The organism is Neokomagataea anthophila, assembly GCF_018122595.1.
Lineage (GTDB): Bacteria > Pseudomonadota > Alphaproteobacteria > Acetobacterales > Acetobacteraceae > Gluconobacter > Gluconobacter anthophilus.
The window spans coordinates 1-17923 of the sequence record NZ_JAGRQH010000009.1; the positions used below are offsets into that span (position 1 = coordinate 1).

The 17923-nt window shown below is 55.4% G+C and carries 15 protein-coding genes; 7 read left to right on the forward strand and 8 right to left on the reverse strand.

What is annotated here, in order from left to right:
* Positions 1–29: 29 nt before the first annotated feature.
* Positions 30–203 (forward strand): hypothetical protein, encoded by a 174-nt coding sequence (locus KB213_RS10375; RefSeq protein ID WP_211682890.1) that lies wholly within the window; start codon positions 30–32, stop codon positions 201–203.
* Positions 204–340: 137 nt separating this feature from the next.
* Here KB213_RS10375 and KB213_RS10380 read toward each other — a convergent pair whose 3' ends face one another.
* Genes KB213_RS10380 through KB213_RS10400 form a run of 5 tightly spaced genes read right to left on the reverse strand, consistent with a single transcriptional unit; the run spans position 341 to position 3483 of the window.
* Positions 341–820, reverse strand: coding sequence for a hypothetical protein (locus KB213_RS10380; protein WP_211682892.1), 480 nt, complete (start codon positions 818–820; stop codon positions 341–343).
* A gap of 4 nt (positions 821–824) precedes the next feature.
* Positions 825–1094 (reverse strand): DUF2312 domain-containing protein, encoded by a 270-nt coding sequence (locus KB213_RS10385; protein WP_068173600.1) that lies wholly within the window; start codon positions 1092–1094, stop codon positions 825–827.
* 4 nt (positions 1095–1098) lie between these two features.
* Complete coding sequence (locus KB213_RS10390; RefSeq protein ID WP_068173598.1) at positions 1099–1524, reverse strand: hypothetical protein; 426 nt, start codon at positions 1522–1524, stop codon at positions 1099–1101.
* Positions 1524–2927, reverse strand: a complete 1404-nt coding sequence (locus tag KB213_RS10395; RefSeq protein ID WP_211682894.1) for a DUF1173 family protein — start codon at positions 2925–2927, stop codon at positions 1524–1526. Before KB213_RS10395 ends, KB213_RS10390 begins: the two co-directional genes overlap by 1 nt.
* Positions 2920–3483: a hypothetical protein gene (locus KB213_RS10400; RefSeq protein ID WP_211682897.1), complete on the reverse strand. Its 564-nt coding sequence runs from the start codon at positions 3481–3483 to the stop codon at positions 2920–2922. The genes KB213_RS10395 and KB213_RS10400 overlap by 8 nt, the downstream gene beginning before the upstream one ends.
* Positions 3484–3719: 236 nt before the next feature.
* On the opposite strand from KB213_RS10400, the gene KB213_RS10405 reads away from it, so the two are divergent.
* From KB213_RS10405 to KB213_RS10430, 6 genes are all read left to right on the forward strand, one after another.
* Positions 3720–4907: a Fic family protein gene (locus KB213_RS10405; RefSeq protein ID WP_211682899.1), complete on the forward strand. Its 1188-nt coding sequence runs from the start codon at positions 3720–3722 to the stop codon at positions 4905–4907.
* Between the two features lie 189 nt (positions 4908–5096).
* The gene (locus KB213_RS10410; RefSeq protein WP_211682901.1) at positions 5097–5267 is read left to right on the forward strand and encodes a hypothetical protein; all 171 of its coding nucleotides are present in this window, start codon (positions 5097–5099) and stop codon (positions 5265–5267) included.
* Between the two features lie 345 nt (positions 5268–5612).
* Entirely contained in the window at positions 5613–8585 is a 2973-nt protein-coding gene (locus KB213_RS10415; RefSeq protein ID WP_211682903.1) for a TrlF family AAA-like ATPase, read from the forward strand.
* Between the two features lie 258 nt (positions 8586–8843).
* Positions 8844–9728 carry a phage exclusion protein Lit family protein gene (locus KB213_RS10420; protein ID WP_211682905.1) on the forward strand — a complete coding sequence of 295 codons (885 nt, stop codon included), beginning with the start codon at positions 8844–8846 and terminating at the stop codon, positions 9726–9728.
* 471 nt (positions 9729–10199) lie between these two features.
* Positions 10200–13958, forward strand: coding sequence for a hypothetical protein (locus KB213_RS10425; RefSeq protein ID WP_211682907.1), 3759 nt, complete (start codon positions 10200–10202; stop codon positions 13956–13958).
* An 87-nt stretch (positions 13959–14045) separates the two neighbouring features.
* Entirely contained in the window at positions 14046–14279 is a 234-nt protein-coding gene (locus KB213_RS10430) for a hypothetical protein (RefSeq protein WP_211682909.1), read from the forward strand.
* 150 nt (positions 14280–14429) lie between these two features.
* Here the strand turns inward: KB213_RS10430 and KB213_RS10435 are convergent, their stop codons facing one another.
* From KB213_RS10435 to KB213_RS10445, 3 genes are all read right to left on the reverse strand, one after another.
* Positions 14430–16433 carry an ATP-dependent helicase gene (locus KB213_RS10435; RefSeq protein ID WP_211682911.1) on the reverse strand — a complete coding sequence of 668 codons (2004 nt, stop codon included), beginning with the start codon at positions 16431–16433 and terminating at the stop codon, positions 14430–14432.
* An 11-nt stretch (positions 16434–16444) separates the two neighbouring features.
* The gene (locus KB213_RS10440; RefSeq protein ID WP_211682914.1) at positions 16445–17380 is read right to left on the reverse strand and encodes a DUF3991 and TOPRIM domain-containing protein; all 936 of its coding nucleotides are present in this window, start codon (positions 17378–17380) and stop codon (positions 16445–16447) included.
* A gap of 306 nt (positions 17381–17686) precedes the next feature.
* A complete protein-coding gene (locus tag KB213_RS10445) occupies positions 17687–17857 on the reverse strand; it encodes a hypothetical protein (RefSeq protein WP_157070963.1) in 171 nt (56 codons plus the stop codon).
* Positions 17858–17923: the final 66 nt, after the last annotated feature.

Consider the following 17923-nt stretch of genomic DNA (forward strand, 5'->3'; position numbering starts at 1 on the left):
CCTCTCCCCTCTCCCGCTGCGGGTGAGCCGTGACCCGTAAGGGCCAAGACCCGCGCGCGGGGCTTGGTGGAGCTTGGTGCCTTTGGCACCTAGCGCAAGAGAGCGATACGCACCCGAAGGGCCGCCCGTCCTCCTATGAAGGTTTCGCCAAGACGGTCCAAAATGGACACATCATGCGATTACGGCGCTATCGGCCAAGTTGAGCAGTGAGAGGCTAGCTTAGACGGTTCAGGCGCAGCCCCCCTTTGGGGGGCGAGCATTGGGGGGACAAGAGAGCGCCACGCCAAAGGCGTGCCCGTTTACTCTGCGCCGAACCCCGTGAACCTGACGCCCCTTCCCCTTAGAGCACGATGTGCAGAGCGCATCCCATCATAAAACACATCGCATTGAAGCACGCACTCAGGGTCATGAGTCGAGGAGGTGTCTGTCCTGAACGTAGGGCAAAGCGTATGCCTTCGGAGAGCAAGGTCAGACACAGTAACACCACGCCCCACCAGAGGATGCCCCCATGAAAATGGGCCTCGGCCCCCATCGTGATCATGTGCGCGTCCCGCACCTGATCATACGACAAATACCCACCCGCTGATGCGAGGAAACTCCCACTCCCCAATAAGAGCGGACGATAGGCTTGCGGGTTTGGTCGCCACGGTCGTTTCCGCAGACACCCAGACAATGCAGGGTGCACATAACGGATCTGTTTTGCCGTCACAGCATGGGTCCAGGACAAGCGAAAACGCTCCCGATAGCCTCGCGATGCGGCGCGCATAAAACCCTGATCCCGCGCCAGCATAGGATCATCGCGACGGTCAGCCTGCGGCATGTGCTCACATCCCTAAGGCGCGGCGATAGATATCGAGCAGTGTTTCCTGCTCTTCGATCTCTGCGGGTTGTTGTTTACGCATTTTGATAATCTGACGAATAATTTTCACGTCAAACCCTGCGGATTTCGCTTCGGAGAAAATATCTTTGATGTCACCCGCCAAGGCTTTGCGCTCTTCCTCTAAGCGCTCAACACGCTCAATCAGTGAACGCAAACGATCCGCTGCGATGCCCCCTGTAGCGGCGTCTTCGGGTGTGGTGTGTAGCGTGGTCATTCTCTTATCTTTCTTGTGTTAAATGTCGTAAATCGGGCATGGGGCGATCACGATGCCCTTGTGCCAAAAGCTCAACCCAGCGACTAAAGCGTAACGGAATACGCGCCTCTCCACTGAGCATCCGGCGTAATGTTGTGCGGTGTTCCAAAGCGCGCTCCGCCAACATACGCTCTGACCATCCAATGTCGATCATGCCCCGCATCACCCCATAGGGACATAATAACGGGCTATTGCCCAGTGTCAGAGAGGCGGCCAAAGGGTGCGGATAAACGTGATGGAGTTGTGCCAAGCTGCGCAACCATCCCATCAAAACGGGGTCATGCGCCAGCCGATCCAATTGACGATGACTGACCCCCATCCTACGGGCGAGAGGCCGTAAATTCCAGCCAATACGTTTCAATAAACGGCGTAATTCCTGATGGGCCGGCATTATGTCGCCTCCCGCAAGGGCGGCGGCATATCCGGCAGCGTGTCAGGAGAATGTGTCACATCCCATGACCACCATCCTTCATCGCCATAGGCCTGCGTGTAATACGTGATCTTTTCCTCCTTGCGCATTTGATACGCAGGCGTGTCCATCCCAAACACTTCCATCGGCAGCCCTCCGGGTACACCGGCATCGTGCAACAGAAAATCGGGATGCACAGGGGAAGCGTCCGGCTGGTAGCGCAATGGCTTTTCAAAGAGGCGCTTCTCACGCACTAAGGCCTGTGCCAAGCGGAGCTCATGCGCGCTCTCCACGGGAATAGACTCCAAGCTCACACGCATCAGCGCATAATCATCGGCTGCGAGATAAAAGCGGCCATCTTTCCCAATCTTCACCGCGCCTGAGACAATAGCGATGACGCGCGATGTCGGAAAACGACGCTTCTGGTCGCGCGCAATCGTATCATCATATCGGTCCGCACGCGCTTGTTGAAAGTGCTCTATGACGCGCATTTCAGACGTATAAGAACGCCGTAAATGTGCAAGTTTCTCATAAGGCGCTTCAATGGTGAGGATTGGCGCCCGCCCCGATGTTGGGCGGGGTTGATCCACCATAATCTTGGTGTACCGCTTTTCTCCTCTCCACGCCGCGGGGCGCTCTGCTGCCGCGATGGACTGGACCTGAGCAAGACACACACAGCGCAATGATTGCTCATGGCAAAACGTCAAACGTTCCCGCAACGCCTGCTCGTTCTCCCCATCGCGATAGCCGGGAGCAATGATACAGCGTTCCAACGGATACGTACCCACCATAATGTTCTGAGCGGCGCGCATTAAGTGCATACGGTTAAAGGACCAGTGTTGACGCTGTTCCGTATCAGCCGGATCCCACCGGTGTAATCCGGCCCTCTCCCATAAAAACTGCAACAACCCAAGCAAGCGCATCGCGGGTTGCTGCGCAGAACGCTGCGCACGCTGTGACCGATCTTGTGACGGAGTATCGGCCTCCTGAGCGGTTTTTACCGTCCCGAGACATTTCAGCCCATAGTCTAAGCGCAGTGCAACATGGCCATCTGCCCTATGCTGCACCACCGGTATCGCTTCCGTCAGATTAATCTGATGTGTTGTCTCACGCGCATAAAAAGGACAGGTCGCATCATGACGGGGCCCATCCTTCGGTAAACGCGCCAACCAATAACGATACACATCAGTTCCACGATGACGCACCGGGTGGCGCTTGACTACGAGGCCCAGACGCTGCCCGTGAGAACAACATGTGCAGACAGGACGCTCTGCCTGCCCCCAAGCGGCCTTCAGCAGAATTTGCCATTGGGGGTAAAAAGCAGCATTCCTGATCTGTGCATGAGAGACATGCCTTCCGTTAGGGAAATGGACGCCCTTAGACATGCGAGTCCTCATCATCACACCGTGGCGGCACCGCTAAATCCACGAATACACGTTCCGAGGCGCCTTTGCGGATCAAACGAGCGACGGCGGGCCGCGTTATCGTGTAGTCGTCACTCTTCCAATTGTAATGGACAAATCCTGTATCCCGCAGGGCTTCTAAAGTGCCGCGCACGGTCGGCTCAGGCAAACCAAGCCATGCAATAATCTGGCTGGCTTTCCGGTACAAAGCGACCGCATTAAACACCAAATCCGTCAACGGCTCGGCCGCAACGGGTTTGGCCGCCTGGCACCACGGTACCAGCGTATAGACGGAGTGACCGAGTGACGCGACTTCCCCTGCATTAACCATGAGCGTTAAGACTGACAACAACGCCGAGGCGTTTTGCGGGTCTAAGGCTGCACGGATTTCACCGAGTGTAATGGGTCCTTTGCGCAGAATGGCCATCACTTCTTGACGCACATCCCGGCACATCTCGTCACGCTGCGTTTGCGTCCGATCTTGCCAGGGTGTCACCGCCAAGGCGCCCTTACGGCTGCGCTGCGGCTCTTGTAACATGACACGCTCTCCTTCCTCTGCTTTGAGGATACGGAGCCTGCGTGTGAGTGCCGCACGGTTTCTGCGGTTTATCTGAAATTATTACTCTGCCCCACACACATGATCTCAAAAGCGTTTCCGTCATCATAAGGGGGGAAGCTTTCTTATGGGCGGGAAAAGGAGAAATGATGAAAAGGTTATATCAATAACCTTTAATAAGGATATAATGCGGTATCGTATGATAAAGGTTATTCCTCATGAAACGAACGGACCTCTCCGGCGGTGTGCGCGAACGTCTTGTGCGGCTCCCTCCGCCTTATGAGCATCATTATGGGGTCCGCCCACAACCACTTCCGGAAACAAGCATCCCGTTAGACGATGTCACGGCATTGCACGCGCAAGCCCAACGCGCCTTGGGACAAGCAGATGACATCGCTCAATCGCTACCGGACCCTTACCAGATCACCCGTATTCTCAGTCGCCGTGAGGCGGTCAGCAGTTCAGCAATGGAAGGGACACACAGCACACTCGATGAGTTGCTAATCGCCGATGAAAATGAGGACCATGCAGGGCATACCGTGCGGCAAGTCCGTGATTATGCTTTGGCTTTAGAACATTTTCTGCCTGCCGCTCGCCTCAGAGGGCGAGAGATCTTTCAAACGGATCTCATCCAGAGCTTGCACCGTCATGTCCTTGGCCATGATCCCTCTTATCGCGATGTTCCGGGCGCATTCCGCAACGATGTCGTTTGGATTGGCGGCAATGGGCACATTGCCTATTCCATTTATAATCCTCCCCCTCCCGCCGAGGTCCCTCACTGTTTAGACCATACTCTTGATTATATGCGCGAAGATGGGCTGCATATGATGACCCAGTCCCTGATCAGCCGAATGGCATTGGCCCATGCTCATTTTGAAGCTGTGCACCCTTTCCGGGATGGGAATGGCCGCGTGGGTCGACTGCTACTGCCGTTAATGATGGCCGCTGAGCATCATGTCCCTCTTTATCTCTCACCGTATATCGAACAACACAAAGACGCGTATTACGCGGCTCTCAAACACGCTCAACAGCGTGTTCATTGGCTGCCCCTAATCGGTTTTATTGCGCGCGCGATTATCGAGACTGTTCAGGAATTACGGGTAAGCCGTGAAGCGCTTCAAACACTACATCGCGTTTGGTTGACGCGTCGTTCCTTTCGCAAAGGGTCGGCATCACTACGAGCACTCGATGTTCTGACAGCGTATCCTGTCCTTACAGCACAACGTCTCGGTACGTTACTGGCCATTACGCCGCCAGCAGCTCTCACAGCAATTCATCAATTATGTCAGGCCGGTATATTAAGGGAACGCACCGGCTATGCCCGCAACAGAATCTATGCCGCAGATGACGTTCTGACCATTCTCAATCGGCCTTTTGCTGAAGAGCCTGTCCTGCCGGAAACATAGAGCATGAATAAATCAACGCGTAAGCCATCTGTCCTATTCACAAGAGACAGACGGCTTACGCCTCATTTCAGACAACCAAGGGTTACAGCCGTTGCCTGAAAGCCGACATTGCTAGAGGAGCCGCGATAGACCGAGTTCGGAACGGGTGCGATGATGCGTCCCCATCTCGTACGACCATCAGGGATCATAATGAACGGTTTCTCTATCGACCTCGCTGCCGATAGCATCATCGACACGCATAGCCGACTGTGCGAGCAGCGCGTTCTTTCCAAAATGCAGGCGACTGAAAAGTTTCTTAAATGTCATGACCCGAAAACCATCAATCACATAGCGTGGTATAGTCAGAAGGATACTGCCTGACGATATCCGTTGCCACCCCACTGATCCCAGCGATGAGATCGGTGATCCTCCTGCAATCGCTTCTGCCGCAGTCTCTCGAAGGAAAACTGTTTCGCCGCTAGGACCGTGGTATCGTTTCATTTGGCGTCCGCGGCACATGTCCATTGATATGGAGTCCTATGAAATCAGCGCAACGGGACTTGTGCTGGCTACTCCGTTTCGGCTGTGGCGGAAGCCAACCTTCATAAGATCCGCTATGGAGGCAGTTGCAAGCTACTGGCCAGCTATGTGGTCGTAATGCTAGATATATTTAGCATTCGGGCAGAGCATAGGCCATCTATTTCTGCCGACACACGCGGAGGGGCAATGATCGGTATAGGTTCGCAGTGGCAGCGTTGGGAGCCGCATATCCATGCGCCAGGGACGGTCCTCAACAATCAGTTCGGCGGTGGCGATCCCTGGGACGCTTACCTCACATCACTGGAAACTTGCACGCCCGCTATTGGTGCAATAGCGGTCACCGATTACTACGTTACGGACACCTATGAGGAGGTCCTGCGTCGCAAACAGGCCGGGCGCTTGCCCAACGTGCAGCTTATCTTCCCTAATGTCGAACTGCGGCTCGACATCGCCGCCAAGACCGGTTTCGTTAACCTACACCTGCTTGTCAGTCCGGAAGATAAAAACCATCTAAGTGAGTTGCATCGTATTCTCCATCGATTGCAATTCCAGGCACATGGCGACACGTACAACTGCACGCGCAAAGATCTGATCATTCTGGGCAAGCGCGCCGATAACACCATCGTTGATGATGGCGCGGCACTCCGCCATGGTGCCACGCAGGTCAAAGTGAACTTCGATCAATTGCGCCGCGTGCTGCGTGAAAGCAATTGGGCAAAGGCGAACATTTTGGTTGCTGTCGCGGGTGCCACAGGCGACGGGATGGCGGCTCTACGACAGGCAGCGGATGCGACGATGCGTCAGGAAATCGAGCGGTTCGCCCACATCATCTTTTCAAGCAGTCCGGCACAGCGCGCATTCTGGTTCGGCAAGAAAAGCGTGAGCGTCGAGCAGCTCCGCGAACGCTACGATGGCTGCAAGCCCTGCCTGCATGGAAGTGACGCCCACGATCAGAAGAGCGTAGGGAAACCCGTCGAGGGGCGCTTTTCTTGGATCAAGGGAGGCCTGGAGTTCGACGCCCTACGCCAAGCCTGCATCAACCCGGAAGGTCGGGCCTATGTCGGGACGGAACCGCCACGAACGGCAATTCCCTCGCAAGTGATCTCGCACATCTCCATTGCCGATGCAGATTGGGCGGCTACTCCAGAAATTCCGCTCAACCCCGGCTTGGTAGCTATCATCGGCGCCCGCGGTTCTGGCAAGACGGCCCTCGCCGATATGATTGCTGCCGGTTGTGATGCCATCACGCCATCTGGATGGAGAGCTAGCGAGAATGCTAGTCCCTCCTTTCTCGTCCGCGCTAGCAAGCTGCTCGGCGATGCGACCGCCACGTTGACCTGGGGAGGCGGCGCCACTGTTACGCGCGCGCTCGATGGTCGGGATACCAACGACCACCTGTCCTTCCCACGCGCCCGATATCTGTCGCAGCAATTCGTCGAAGAGCTCTGCTCGTCCGGCGGCTTCTCAGACGGCCTCATCGCCGAGATCGAACGGGTGATCTTCGCCTCTCATTCCGATGATCAACGAGACGGCGCAATCGACTTCGCCGAGTTACGCAGCCACAGCACCAGTCGCTTCCAGCAGTCCCGTAAGCGAGAAGCCGACGCCATCGCCGACATTTCCGATCGCATCGCCACAGAGATGGAAAAAGAGAGTTCGGTCTCACCCCTTACTGCTCAGGCGGACCAGAAGACCGGCTTGATCAAAAGCTACAACGAAGATCTCGCAAAACTCGTCGTCAAGGGAACCGAAGCACAGGCACTACGCCACAGCCAAATTAGTCAAGCAGTCCAGGCTATACGCGGCAGAATTCAGGGTTTCGGCAACCAGCGACGGACCTTCATCGCCCTGCAAGATGAAGTAAAAAGCACCCGTGCGACGAAGGCGCCCGAATTGTTGCGCCAAGCCAGGGAACGCTATCAGCAAAGCCATATGACCGATCAGCAGTGGGACGAATTTCTGCTGGTCTACAAAGGCGATGTCGACAAGAGTCTGGCGAATTATGTAGCATGGGCGGATCAACAGATCACCTCACTCAACGGCCCTCCTCTGCCACCGAGCATCCCCACACCACCCATTGCCGACAGCGCCAATCTATCGACATTAACCCTCAATGTTCTTCAAGCCGAGATGACGCGGCTCGAAGCCTTGGTCAGCGCGGACAAACTCGTCCGGGATCAATATTCCGCACTTTCACTCCGCATTGCGCAGGAAAACACCGCCCTTCAGAGCCTGCAAGCGCGTCTAACCGATGCGCAGGGTGCCACTGCCCGTAAGAAGGCGCTGCAAACCGAACGTGATGCCGCCTATGGCCGTGTGTTCGAAGCCATCATCAACGAACAGACGGCGCTCGCTAGTCTCTACGCGCCGCTTATGAGCCGTCTGGCAGCATCGTCGGGATCCCTGAAAAAGCTTAGTTTTTCAGTGCGCCGTATCGTTGACGTCGAAGCTTGGGGAACGATTGCCGAAGAGAAACTTCTCGACCGCAGAAAGACCGGCCCCTTCAATGGCCGTGGATCGCTAATCCAGTTGGCCAATACAGCGCTCAAACCGGCTTGGGAAAATGGAACGGCAGCGGATGTGCAGACCGCAATGGCCACTTTCATCTCAACCTACCTGAAAGACTTGCTCGGGCACGCCCCTATCGCTCCAACGCAACAGACGGAGTTTCGATCTTGGCTCAAAGAGTTTGCCCATTGGCTCTTTGCGACCGACCATATCTCAGTGCGCTACGAGATCGTCTATGACGGTATCGATATCCGCAAGCTCTCACCCGGTACGCGAGGCATCGTTCTCCTTCTTCTCTACCTAGCTTTGGACGATGCCGATGATCGCCCACTCATCATCGATCAGCCCGAGGAAAACCTCGATCCCAAGTCCGTCTTCGAAGAACTTGTCCCGCTATTCATAGCCGCGAAGTCCAAACGGCAGGTTATAATGGTCACCCACAATGCGAACCTTGTGATCAATACGGACGCAGATCAGATTATCGTTGCAGAAATAAGCCCGCATCAGATCGGCGGCTTGCCTCCAATCACCTATCGAGCTGGGGGGCTGGAAAATGCTGATATTAGGAAAGCAGTTTGTGACATCCTCGAAGGTGGCGAAGAGGCTTTTCGTGAGCGGGCGCGGCGCCTGCGCGTCAGACTGGAAAGATGAAATGTGTCTACCGGGTTTCCGGTTTTTAGGCACTGCACAAAACCGGCTTTGCGGGAAAACCTTCCTCCCGGCAGGCGCCGAGATCGTTGGCTATTCGCCGGACCGCATCCTCGCAGCCTAGCCGAACCTCGATGTCGAAAAGGTTGGGATCGCCTATCTACACGGAGGCCAGCCCGCTGCGCGGTCGTCCTTGCGAATCACCCGATCTTACAACGACGATGGACCGCAATGACGGTAACAACGAAAGATGGACATCCCATGACCGACGCGGTTCGACAGGATGAAATCGTGCAGAAAGCAATCCGAAACCTGTTCATCGGTTCCGTGCCGGAACGGGCGGACGAGCTTTCTTCACTCTGGGAAAACCTCGACCTGGTGTTTCAGCTCTTTCCTGATGACCACGAAGATGGTCGGCTTATCATGGACGCTGGCAGCTATCGTTACATCCGGTTCAATCACCGCGTTGTGCGATCTTTCTGGATCGGCGCTTTCGCTGCCTGGGAGGGCTACAGGGCGATCGCGGAGAGCAAGGACTTCCCTACGGTGGACCTGACCCGGTTTAAGGAACTGATCACGGCATTTGACGCTGCCCTTCAGAACGATCAGTCGGACGAATCTCCCTTGCCAGATGGCGTCCCCGAACCCGGCAAACTTCCCAACAAGAACGAATATCCTCAAGGCCGGGCAGCTTCGGAACTGTCCATCATCGCGGTGGCTTGGGCCTTGCTGCACGAGGCACGACACATCCGACACCAACGGGAAGCCACGAGTGCGAGTGTCCATGGAAACACACAGGAGGCGCAGCATGGGGAGGAATTCTCTTGCGATGAATTTGCGACCCGGTTCATTCTGGAGCACTCGCAGCGTTATTCCAATGAAAACGACGTTGACCTTGCCCTTGTCCGTCGCAAGCGAGAAACGGCGATCTATTTCGCCCTGTTCACGCTGACCCTTCTTGCTCAGAACCAGTGGTCAGCATCCAACACGCACCCTTCGGTTCAGGATCGTATCGTCGCGGTGTGCAGATTGATGGGAAATAACCGTGACGAATTGGCCGAGGCTATTGCTCATACCGCGTTTGCGGCGCTACGGACGTTGTGGCCGTCGGCACCAATGATCGTGGTGGGCGAGCATTCTGCTTAATTCACTTTGTGTCGTAGGTTGGTAAGCATCGGAGAATTGCACGACTGACGACTCTTACGTCTATTTTTAGACGTCCAAGCGCCTGTAGTTATAATCCCGAAAGTCTACTTTATCACAAGGGCTGCGATAGACCGTGCTTGATGCTTTCCTGCCGTTCAGGGGTGATAGACGGAACGACAGAGAAGAATTCTATATTCCCCCGGGCGGCATTGTATAGCGCCAGAAGAGAGGTCGTTGGTGAACTGGTAGCTTGTGGAGCGCAGGCTCAAAAACAGACTTTCTTTCAGAAAGCCAATGACACGCGCGCAGAATTGCGGTTGATTCCCAACTCAGGAAACCTTGTCACCGGCATCATACGTAGCGATGGAATTAATTGGCAGTCGCTTCGAGCCGGTGCGGACCGACTTTGACTTGACTGCTCTTTGTTCTCCTGCATCCTCTCTAAATTAAGAAATGGGGGCTGGGCGGACGATGCTTGAAATCACTGGTGATCAAATCGCCAACTTGAACGATACCGATCTACGGACGCTCGTCGCGCGCCTCGCTTTGGCAGAACTGCGTGCGCAGGGTTGCCCCAGTTCTTCGGTAACCGCTGGCGGCAATCAAGATGCAGCCGATGGCGGGCTTGATGTGAGGGTCGAATGCCCTTCTAGCCTGAATACGCCGGATTTCGTGCCGCGCCAGCACACCGGATTTCAAGTTAAAAAGCCCAATATGCCAGCAAGCGCGATCAAAGGTGAGATGCGTCCCGGCGGTGTATTGCGGCCGGTAATTGCCGATCTCGCCGCCCGCTCGGGCGCCTATATCATCGTCAGCGCACAAGGGTCAGTTGCGGACAAGCCGCTGAACGACCGCCGCGAAGCGATCCGTAAGCAGTTCGCCGACCTTCCTGATGCCAGTCAGCTGTATAGCGACTTCTACGACCGCCACCGGCTAGAAGCCTGGGTCCGTCACTATCCCGGAATTGCGGCCTGGATCCGCACTCGACTCGGCATCGGTATGTCAGGCTGGAGTAGCATCGGTGACTGGTACGGTGTCGAAGTGAAAGAGAAGACGCCCTACCTCTTCAACGACAAAGCCTGCCTGACGGATGAGCGAACGAGCGAACGCAGGCAACTCACGATCTGCGAGGGCATTGTTCAGCTTCGCGCTGCCCTGACTCAACCCCGTCAGTGTATCCGCCTTATCGGGTTGTCCGGCCTCGGAAAGACCCGTCTCGTGCATGCCTTGTTCGAGAATGATGTCGGCGAGAATCCGCTCGATCCGGGACTCACCGTCTATACCGACCATTCGGAGGAAACAGCCCCGACCGCCTGGGCAATGGCGCATCATCTGGTGAGCAAACGGCAGCGAGCGATTCTGATCGTCGATAACTGCAAGCCGGCAACGCATGGCGATCTCGCTCGCATCTGTTCAGAAGAGAAAAGCCAGGTCAGCCTCCTTACGGTCGAATATGACGTGCGCGATGACGAACCCGAGCGAACTGGGGTTTTCCGCTTGCAGTCCGCGTCATTCGAAATAGTGGCGCTGTGGCTGGAAAAAACTTTTCCTGATGTAACGCAGGTTGACCGACGCCGGATATCGGAGTTCAGCGACGGTAATTTTCGTGTGGCGCGCGCGCTCGCCGAGACGCTTGGAAAAGGCGAAACCCTGGGAAAGCTCAAAAACTGCGACCTCTTCGATCGAATCGTCCAGCAACGCAATGCACCAGACCCGGGTCTAATCTCCGCCGCTCAAGAGGTTGCCTTGCTTTATTCGATCAATGGGAAGGGGACCTCGGAAGATGATGACGAACTCGTTCTGGTTGCCGCAATTCGCGGAGTTGCTGTCACAACTATATATGCGGCGTTGGATACGCTCAGACAGCGTGGGATCGTGCAGTTGCGAGGACAGTGGCGCGCGATCTTGCCACATGCGATCGCTAATCACCTCGCCAGCTGTGCTCTCGCACGCATACCACCCTCAAATTTTGATCATTTCTGTGCGTCGCTGACGCCGAGGATGCAGAAGTCCCTCTCACGGCGCTTGGGTTATCTGCACGACAGCTCCGAGGCACAGGAAACGGTCGAGCGCTGGCTCCGGGCGGATGGGCTACTCGGCGATCTAACAGCATTAGAGGAGGACGGCCTTCAGATTATTACTAATATCGCACCGGTGGCGCCGGGTGCCGTGCTCGCAAGGATCGAGCAAGAAATAGACGGATCTCGCAGCGCCGAGATACTCGATCCGTATTCAAGTAACCGGAGGAAATGGATACGGCTGATCAAGCTTCTCGCCTACGATCAATCATTATTTGAGCAAGCGGCGACATTGCTTGCCAAGTTCCTCGCAGCCGAGCCACCCGACCATAATATTAATTCGGCGTCGGACATGTTCGCCGAGTTGTTTCACTTGCAGCTGTCGGGCACCCAGGCACTACCCGATCAGCGACGAGCGGTGGTGCGCCAACTCGCCCAATCCGGTGATCCGGCTTTGGCGCTCTGCGCCAGCGTCGCCCTCAATGCGCTGTTGAAGGACGAAAACTTCGCTTCATCGAGTTACTTCGATTTCGGCGCTCGGTCACGCGACGATGGCTGGCACCCGTCGAGTTGCAGCGACATTTTGGCCTGGCACAACGGCACGATCGACCTAGCCATCGAGCTTTCGCCGGTCATCGAAGAGGCGCGGGACCATCTTGCCCACAGCGTAGGAAGGTTGTGGCATTTTGACGCTTGTCACGATTCACTCGAACGTGCGGCAATCCAATTTTCGGCTGAACGACCCTGGATCAAAGGGTGGATCGGCTTCAGGACGTTACAGCTCTTGAAAGGCAGCACAATGTCTAATGACATGCGAGCGCGTCTTATAGCCCTCATCGAACGCCTGGAGCCAGCCAATCTTCTTAATAAAGCACGTGCGATCGTTATTGGATGTATCAATTTCGATATTTGTGGCGTTGACGGCGGTGCCGATGGTGTCATGCTAGCGAAAGAGATCGGAACTCAGCTCGCTCATGATCAGAATACGCGCGGCGCATTCATCGCCGAACTGCTTATCCAACCGTATCATAGTCGCGCGTATGAATGCGGTATCGGCTTGTCGGATGGTGCCGCAGATCTCGATGTGATGTGGCGGGAATTGCTGGGTCTCTTCTCCACAGCTAATGCCGACCGAGGGAATCCAAAGCTGCTAGGCGGATTCATCCATGGTGCGCACACCAAAGATTCGGCTTTTGCGGATACGGCGCTCGAGGACGTCATTCAAAATCCCGATCTGGCCGCAAAATTACCCTACCTTCAGGCCCAAGTTGCAGTAGATACTCAGGGTATAGCGCGCCTCCGACGGGCGATCGAACAGGGCGTACTTTCGGCGCAGGACTTTCACAGTATCGCCAATGTTTACTTCAGGGAGTCGCCTCCCGAGGCGCTCGGTCCGCTTCTCACTGATATTGCCAGCCTTTCCGACGGCGTGGAGATCGCACTCAATATACTGAATAGTCGCTTTCTCTGCGATCTTAAGGGCGGTCGCCAATGCGCGCCACCCTTGATTGTCATCGGGCAGGACTTGCTACCGCGCGGCACTTACTTCGGTGACCTGCAGTCTAAGTTTGATTTCCAACTGGATACTGTTATTCACGTGTGCTGCGCTGGCCCTGGTGGTGAGGCGACGTTGCGTGGAATATGCGCGCGCATCCGGGCCGATCTGGCAGACGTCTACCTCTCACCCTGTGGCGTCCCCGATGCTTCATTCAATGACTTCGCCAACGTCTTGGAAACGCTCTTCGAGACGTACTCGCTTATTGCGCTCGACGAATTCTTACTCCCCGAGCTTATGCCAACAAATAGCAAGTTTTTTGAAGGCAATTTCGACTTGGGCGAGCTGATGGAAAATGTCGGTGTCGAATCCCTTGTTCAATGGGCTGCTGTCGACCCGAACCAGCGTTATCCGTTGCTCGGCAAGAGCATCCCAATGTTCAAGATGACGGAGGGTGAAAGGGAGAACGATGTATCCAACCTTTTCAAAGAGATTTTAGTCCAGGCGCCGGATCAGCGCGCCTTCCTCGGCGATATTCGGTCACACCTACATCCCTTCATCTTGAGCGGCTCTCTTGTCGATGCTCTGGAGCAGAGACTTGTGGCGATCAGGAAGCTGGGGCAAGATCTCGGTGGCGATGTTCGGCAGTGGGTCGTCGAGATGACGCCCGAACTTAGCAACAGGATCCAGCGTGAAAGAGAACAGAGCTTCGAATAAGCGATGCATAAGTCAATGCAGAGATGGCCCCTAAAAACTAGACAATGAGCTAAGCTCGTTTTTCCTGCTGTAAGGAAGACGAACGAGATGAAAGTATCGCGCAAGAACCACTCGGCTGAGTTCAAGTCCCGCGTTGCGTTGGAGGCGTTGAAAGAGACGCGCACAACGGCAGAGTTGGGGTCGTTTGCGGTAGGGGGGGATGCGCTGTTCTATATTCCGGATGCTGCACACGTGTCTGCTGGGTTAGGGATCGCCGCAGAAACACTGGTGCTCATCAACGATCGAAGGCAGCAAAAGAGGAAGAGTGTTCCTCTGAAATAGGTGCCTTACAAACCGTGAGTCAGGACTTCGGGGATGTCTGCTATCTTGCGATTACTGTCAGATACCAGACTGTCGTCTGTCCCCCCATAGCAGCCCCCCACCGTGAAGCCCGCTATATCTTCAGGCCCACTAAAACCCCAAGGCTTCACGCTACGCCCGTCGGGTCTGTGCGTGATGATCGGCCGCGTACCCTCCGCCAAAAGCACGATAAGCACTGGCCGGAAAGTCACTCAAAAACGGTGACGGCGCAGTTTCCTGACCGTAGCGATACCCAACCCACGTGATCACAGCCCGACGTTTCGCGCGGGTCAACGCCACATAGGCTAAACGCCGTTCTTCGCCTTGATCCGTGTTGGTCGTGCTGGGGAAAGCACCATCTTCCCAGCCCATCAAATAAACATGCTCGAACTCCAGCCCCTTCGCCGCATGAATGGTGCTCAAACGCACACAGCCCAAACCTTGATCGGCTTTGGGCAATGACCCGAGCGCCGCATGATCTAAAAGCTCTTCAACGCTCTCAAACCCTTGCGCCAGATCATACAGCTCCGCCAAATTCTCAAAGGCAACCTGACCTTTTTCGCCCTCACTGCGTAGCTTCTCGGCATAGCCGGTCATCTCACACCCCATTTGCAAACGTGCCGCAAGGCGAATATCCGGATGACACTCGATCTCACGGATTGCATCCAAAAACGCACGTAATTTTTGCCCGGCTTTGCTGGTCGCTTTCTCCGTTAAGGCTTCCGCTGCGGCAAAGAGCGAAAACCCCGTCTCGGCGGCTTTCTCTTCAATCCGCGCCATGGCCTTAGGACCAACACCGCGCGTCGGCACATTCACCACACGCCGAAACGCATCATTGGATTGCCATTCATCCGGTCGGGTACTTAACGACAGAAAGGCTAAAGCATCCTTGATCGTCGCACGCTGCCAAAAGGCCGTATCATTGACCAGTTCATAGGGAATATGCGCGCGGATAAGTTCTTCTTCGACTTTGCGTGAGAGATAATTGTAGCGATAGAGCAGCGCCATGGAATCATAAGACATGCCCGCCATCGCACGCTGAGTGATCTGCGTCACAATCGTCTGTGCTTCATGCTCTGCGCCTGTGCAGCGGATAATATCGATAGGACGTCCCTGCCCGGATGTGGTATAAAGCTTTTTGTCCAGCCGCCCCGCATCGCGGGCAATCACGGCATTGGCCGCGTCCAGAATATGTCCCGTTGAACGAAAATTCTGTTCCAGAGCAATCATTCGGGCGTTGGGAAATTCCCGGCAGAAATTGCGGATAAACCCAATATTGGCCCCCCGCCAGCCGTAAATGCTTTGCGCATCATCACCCACAACAAAGAGTTCGTGATGATCACGGGTTAAGGCTTCCAGCCAAAGATACTGACACCGGTTCGTATCCTGAAATTCATCGGCCAGAAGACACGAAAACCGTTCCGCCCAGAGTTTACGATACGACTCATCATGACGCATGGTCCAGGTCGGCCAGAACAGAAGATCCCCAAAATCCGCCTTGTTTTCATCACGTAACATACGCTGATAGTGCGGATAGAGTGCTGCGGCTGCGTGCCACACATCGCGCTCATCCGGATCTTCGATCTGACGTTGATGGATAATGCCTTTGACAGCGGCCTGAGCCTCTTGGGGCAACACCAGATCATCTTTAAAATGCGCGATCGTGTCCGCGATACGTTTGACCCGTTTGCGCAACGCATCCGGGCTGGCATAGGCATCTTCATCCTGCGTGAGATGTGTTTTCAGCAAGCGTTTTACCAAAGACCGACTGTCTTCTGCGTCACAAATCTCAAACCCATCCATCAGCCCGGCAATTTCCGGATCGGTGCGCAGCATACGGCGACCATGACCGTGGAAGGTGCCCATCCAAGAAGGGGCCTGATCGGGGCCAAGCTCGGCCTGCACACGATCACGCATTTCGCCCGCCGCTTTATTAGTAAAGGTCACGGCCAAAATTCTGGACGCAGGCACCGCACGTGCTTGCAGGCGATGCACAATGCCTGCGACCAGAGTTTTCGTTTTTCCTGTCCCTGCCCCGGCCAACACTACCACCGGCCCCGTCGCCGTGGCCGCCTCATATTGAGCCGGCGTCAACGTGTTGAAAAGCGCGGACGTCGCTGTCGTGATATCCATCATAGAAAAGGCTTTCAAGCGTTCGTCACGTGCTGGGCACGCAACGCATCGTTAAAATCATTAAGGCGGTTCGGCGGGAAGAGACGATCGCTGTCTATATCGGCATCCATCGCCAGCGCATAAAGACGATCCGCATACCGATCACCCGCTTCATCCACATCCGTTGCCACCACCAGAACAGCACCGGGAACCGTCACCATCTCCGCCAGATGCGCTTTGATCGCTTTTTCCGTCTCCGGGCCAATCCCACCGCCTACGGAAACATACAGCGTGTCCGCACTCGGTTCTGGGTCCAGTGCCGCCACAGAGAGCGCATCAATCGCAGACTCTGCCACCACCAAACGGCGGATCACGGCGCTGACCTTGGGTTTGAAGCGAAATAATGTTTTGACCGTTCCGGTCAGATGCAGATGCGTGTCTGGCCCACGCAATTCAGCACCACAGACATTCCCGTGCGCATCACGATGACAAAACCACGCCGCATGGTAGCCATCGCGCAAACAATCGGTTGAAATCGCCCGACGGATGATCGCATCCGGAAGACCGCGCTCCTGTGCGAGATACGTCCAGACTTTGCCTTTCCGCCAAGGGGCTTTACGGCTCTCCCAACGTTCGGCAGGCGGGACAACAGGCGTTGTGACAGCGCGCTTTTGTGCCCAGAGCGCGCCTTCCGGGGTAACGCCCACGAGACCCGCTAATGCATCACACGTCTCGCGCCAAGACGCGCCCGGATTGAGCTTGCGGTACAAGTCGAACACATCACCTGCGCCGTCCTTGTCCTCTTTTGCAAAGCCGGTATCCCACCACCCTGCCCCGTTATGAACCACATTAATGGGATAAGAGATCCCATCGCGGTATTTGAGACATTTGGCGGTACTTTCACGCCGATCAAAGCCATACCCCGCCCGCTCCAACACTAAAGCGCAGGATACACCTCGTACAATGGCCATACGGTTTTCATTGGATAGATATGTTTGTGTGTATCCCACAATCCAGTTCCTTATTGGCTGCTTCGTTATAATTATTTATAGCAAATAAACCGCAATACTTAAAGTAAATAAGAACAAATACTCAAAATATATACTTCAAAAAAATAGAATAAAACCTGTTGTATTGATAAACTGTAAAGAACAGTGTTTTCTTAGACCCATTCTGCCCGTGCGGCGAGCACAAGAACGGTGATTGAGAGTGGAATGGGTGTGGTGTTTTCTTGAGCCCATCCTGCCACCGGCCAAGACGGCGTCAGGGTCTGGCCGTCAAGTTGCGGTGTATCCTGTAGAGAGGGGCGTTGGTCTGCGCCAGATGCGGGAGCGCGCCAGCGTGCCTGCAGCTGGGGCGGGCCAGCGACCTGAGAGAAGGATATGAGCGGCTTTACGGACGGAGCATGACGCTGTCAGACTGGACGCAGATGCGCCAAACAGACCCATGGAACGTGCCCCCTCTGTGCGGCCAAAGGCCGTGCAGAGGAGGCCGAAGAACCGTTACCGCGGTCG

Excerpts from the sequence above, each read along its gene's own strand:
- KB213_RS10445 (WP_157070963.1), bottom strand. The coding sequence starts at position 17,857 with ATGGGTCTGTTTGGCGCATCTGCGTCCAGTCTGACAGCGTCATGCTCC.
- KB213_RS10425 (WP_211682907.1), top strand. The coding sequence starts at position 10,200 with ATGCTTGAAATCACTGGTGATCAAATCGCCAACTTGAACGATACCGAT.
- KB213_RS10390 (WP_068173598.1), bottom strand. The coding sequence starts at position 1,524 with ATGCCGGCCCATCAGGAATTACGCCGTTTATTGAAACGTATTGGCTGG.
- KB213_RS10400 (WP_211682897.1), bottom strand. The coding sequence starts at position 3,483 with ATGTTACAAGAGCCGCAGCGCAGCCGTAAGGGCGCCTTGGCGGTGACA.
- KB213_RS10410 (WP_211682901.1), top strand. The coding sequence starts at position 5,097 with ATGAACGGTTTCTCTATCGACCTCGCTGCCGATAGCATCATCGACACG.
- KB213_RS10435 (WP_211682911.1), bottom strand. The coding sequence starts at position 16,433 with ATGATGGATATCACGACAGCGACGTCCGCGCTTTTCAACACGTTGACG.
- KB213_RS10415 (WP_211682903.1), top strand. The coding sequence starts at position 5,613 with ATGATCGGTATAGGTTCGCAGTGGCAGCGTTGGGAGCCGCATATCCAT.
- KB213_RS10380 (WP_211682892.1), bottom strand. The coding sequence starts at position 820 with ATGCCGCAGGCTGACCGTCGCGATGATCCTATGCTGGCGCGGGATCAG.
- KB213_RS10420 (WP_211682905.1), top strand. The coding sequence starts at position 8,844 with ATGACCGACGCGGTTCGACAGGATGAAATCGTGCAGAAAGCAATCCGA.
- KB213_RS10440 (WP_211682914.1), bottom strand. The coding sequence starts at position 17,380 with ATGGCCATTGTACGAGGTGTATCCTGCGCTTTAGTGTTGGAGCGGGCG.
- KB213_RS10385 (WP_068173600.1), bottom strand. The coding sequence starts at position 1,094 with ATGACCACGCTACACACCACACCCGAAGACGCCGCTACAGGGGGCATC.
- KB213_RS10405 (WP_211682899.1), top strand. The coding sequence starts at position 3,720 with ATGAAACGAACGGACCTCTCCGGCGGTGTGCGCGAACGTCTTGTGCGG.
- KB213_RS10430 (WP_211682909.1), top strand. The coding sequence starts at position 14,046 with ATGAAAGTATCGCGCAAGAACCACTCGGCTGAGTTCAAGTCCCGCGTT.
- KB213_RS10395 (WP_211682894.1), bottom strand. The coding sequence starts at position 2,927 with ATGTCTAAGGGCGTCCATTTCCCTAACGGAAGGCATGTCTCTCATGCA.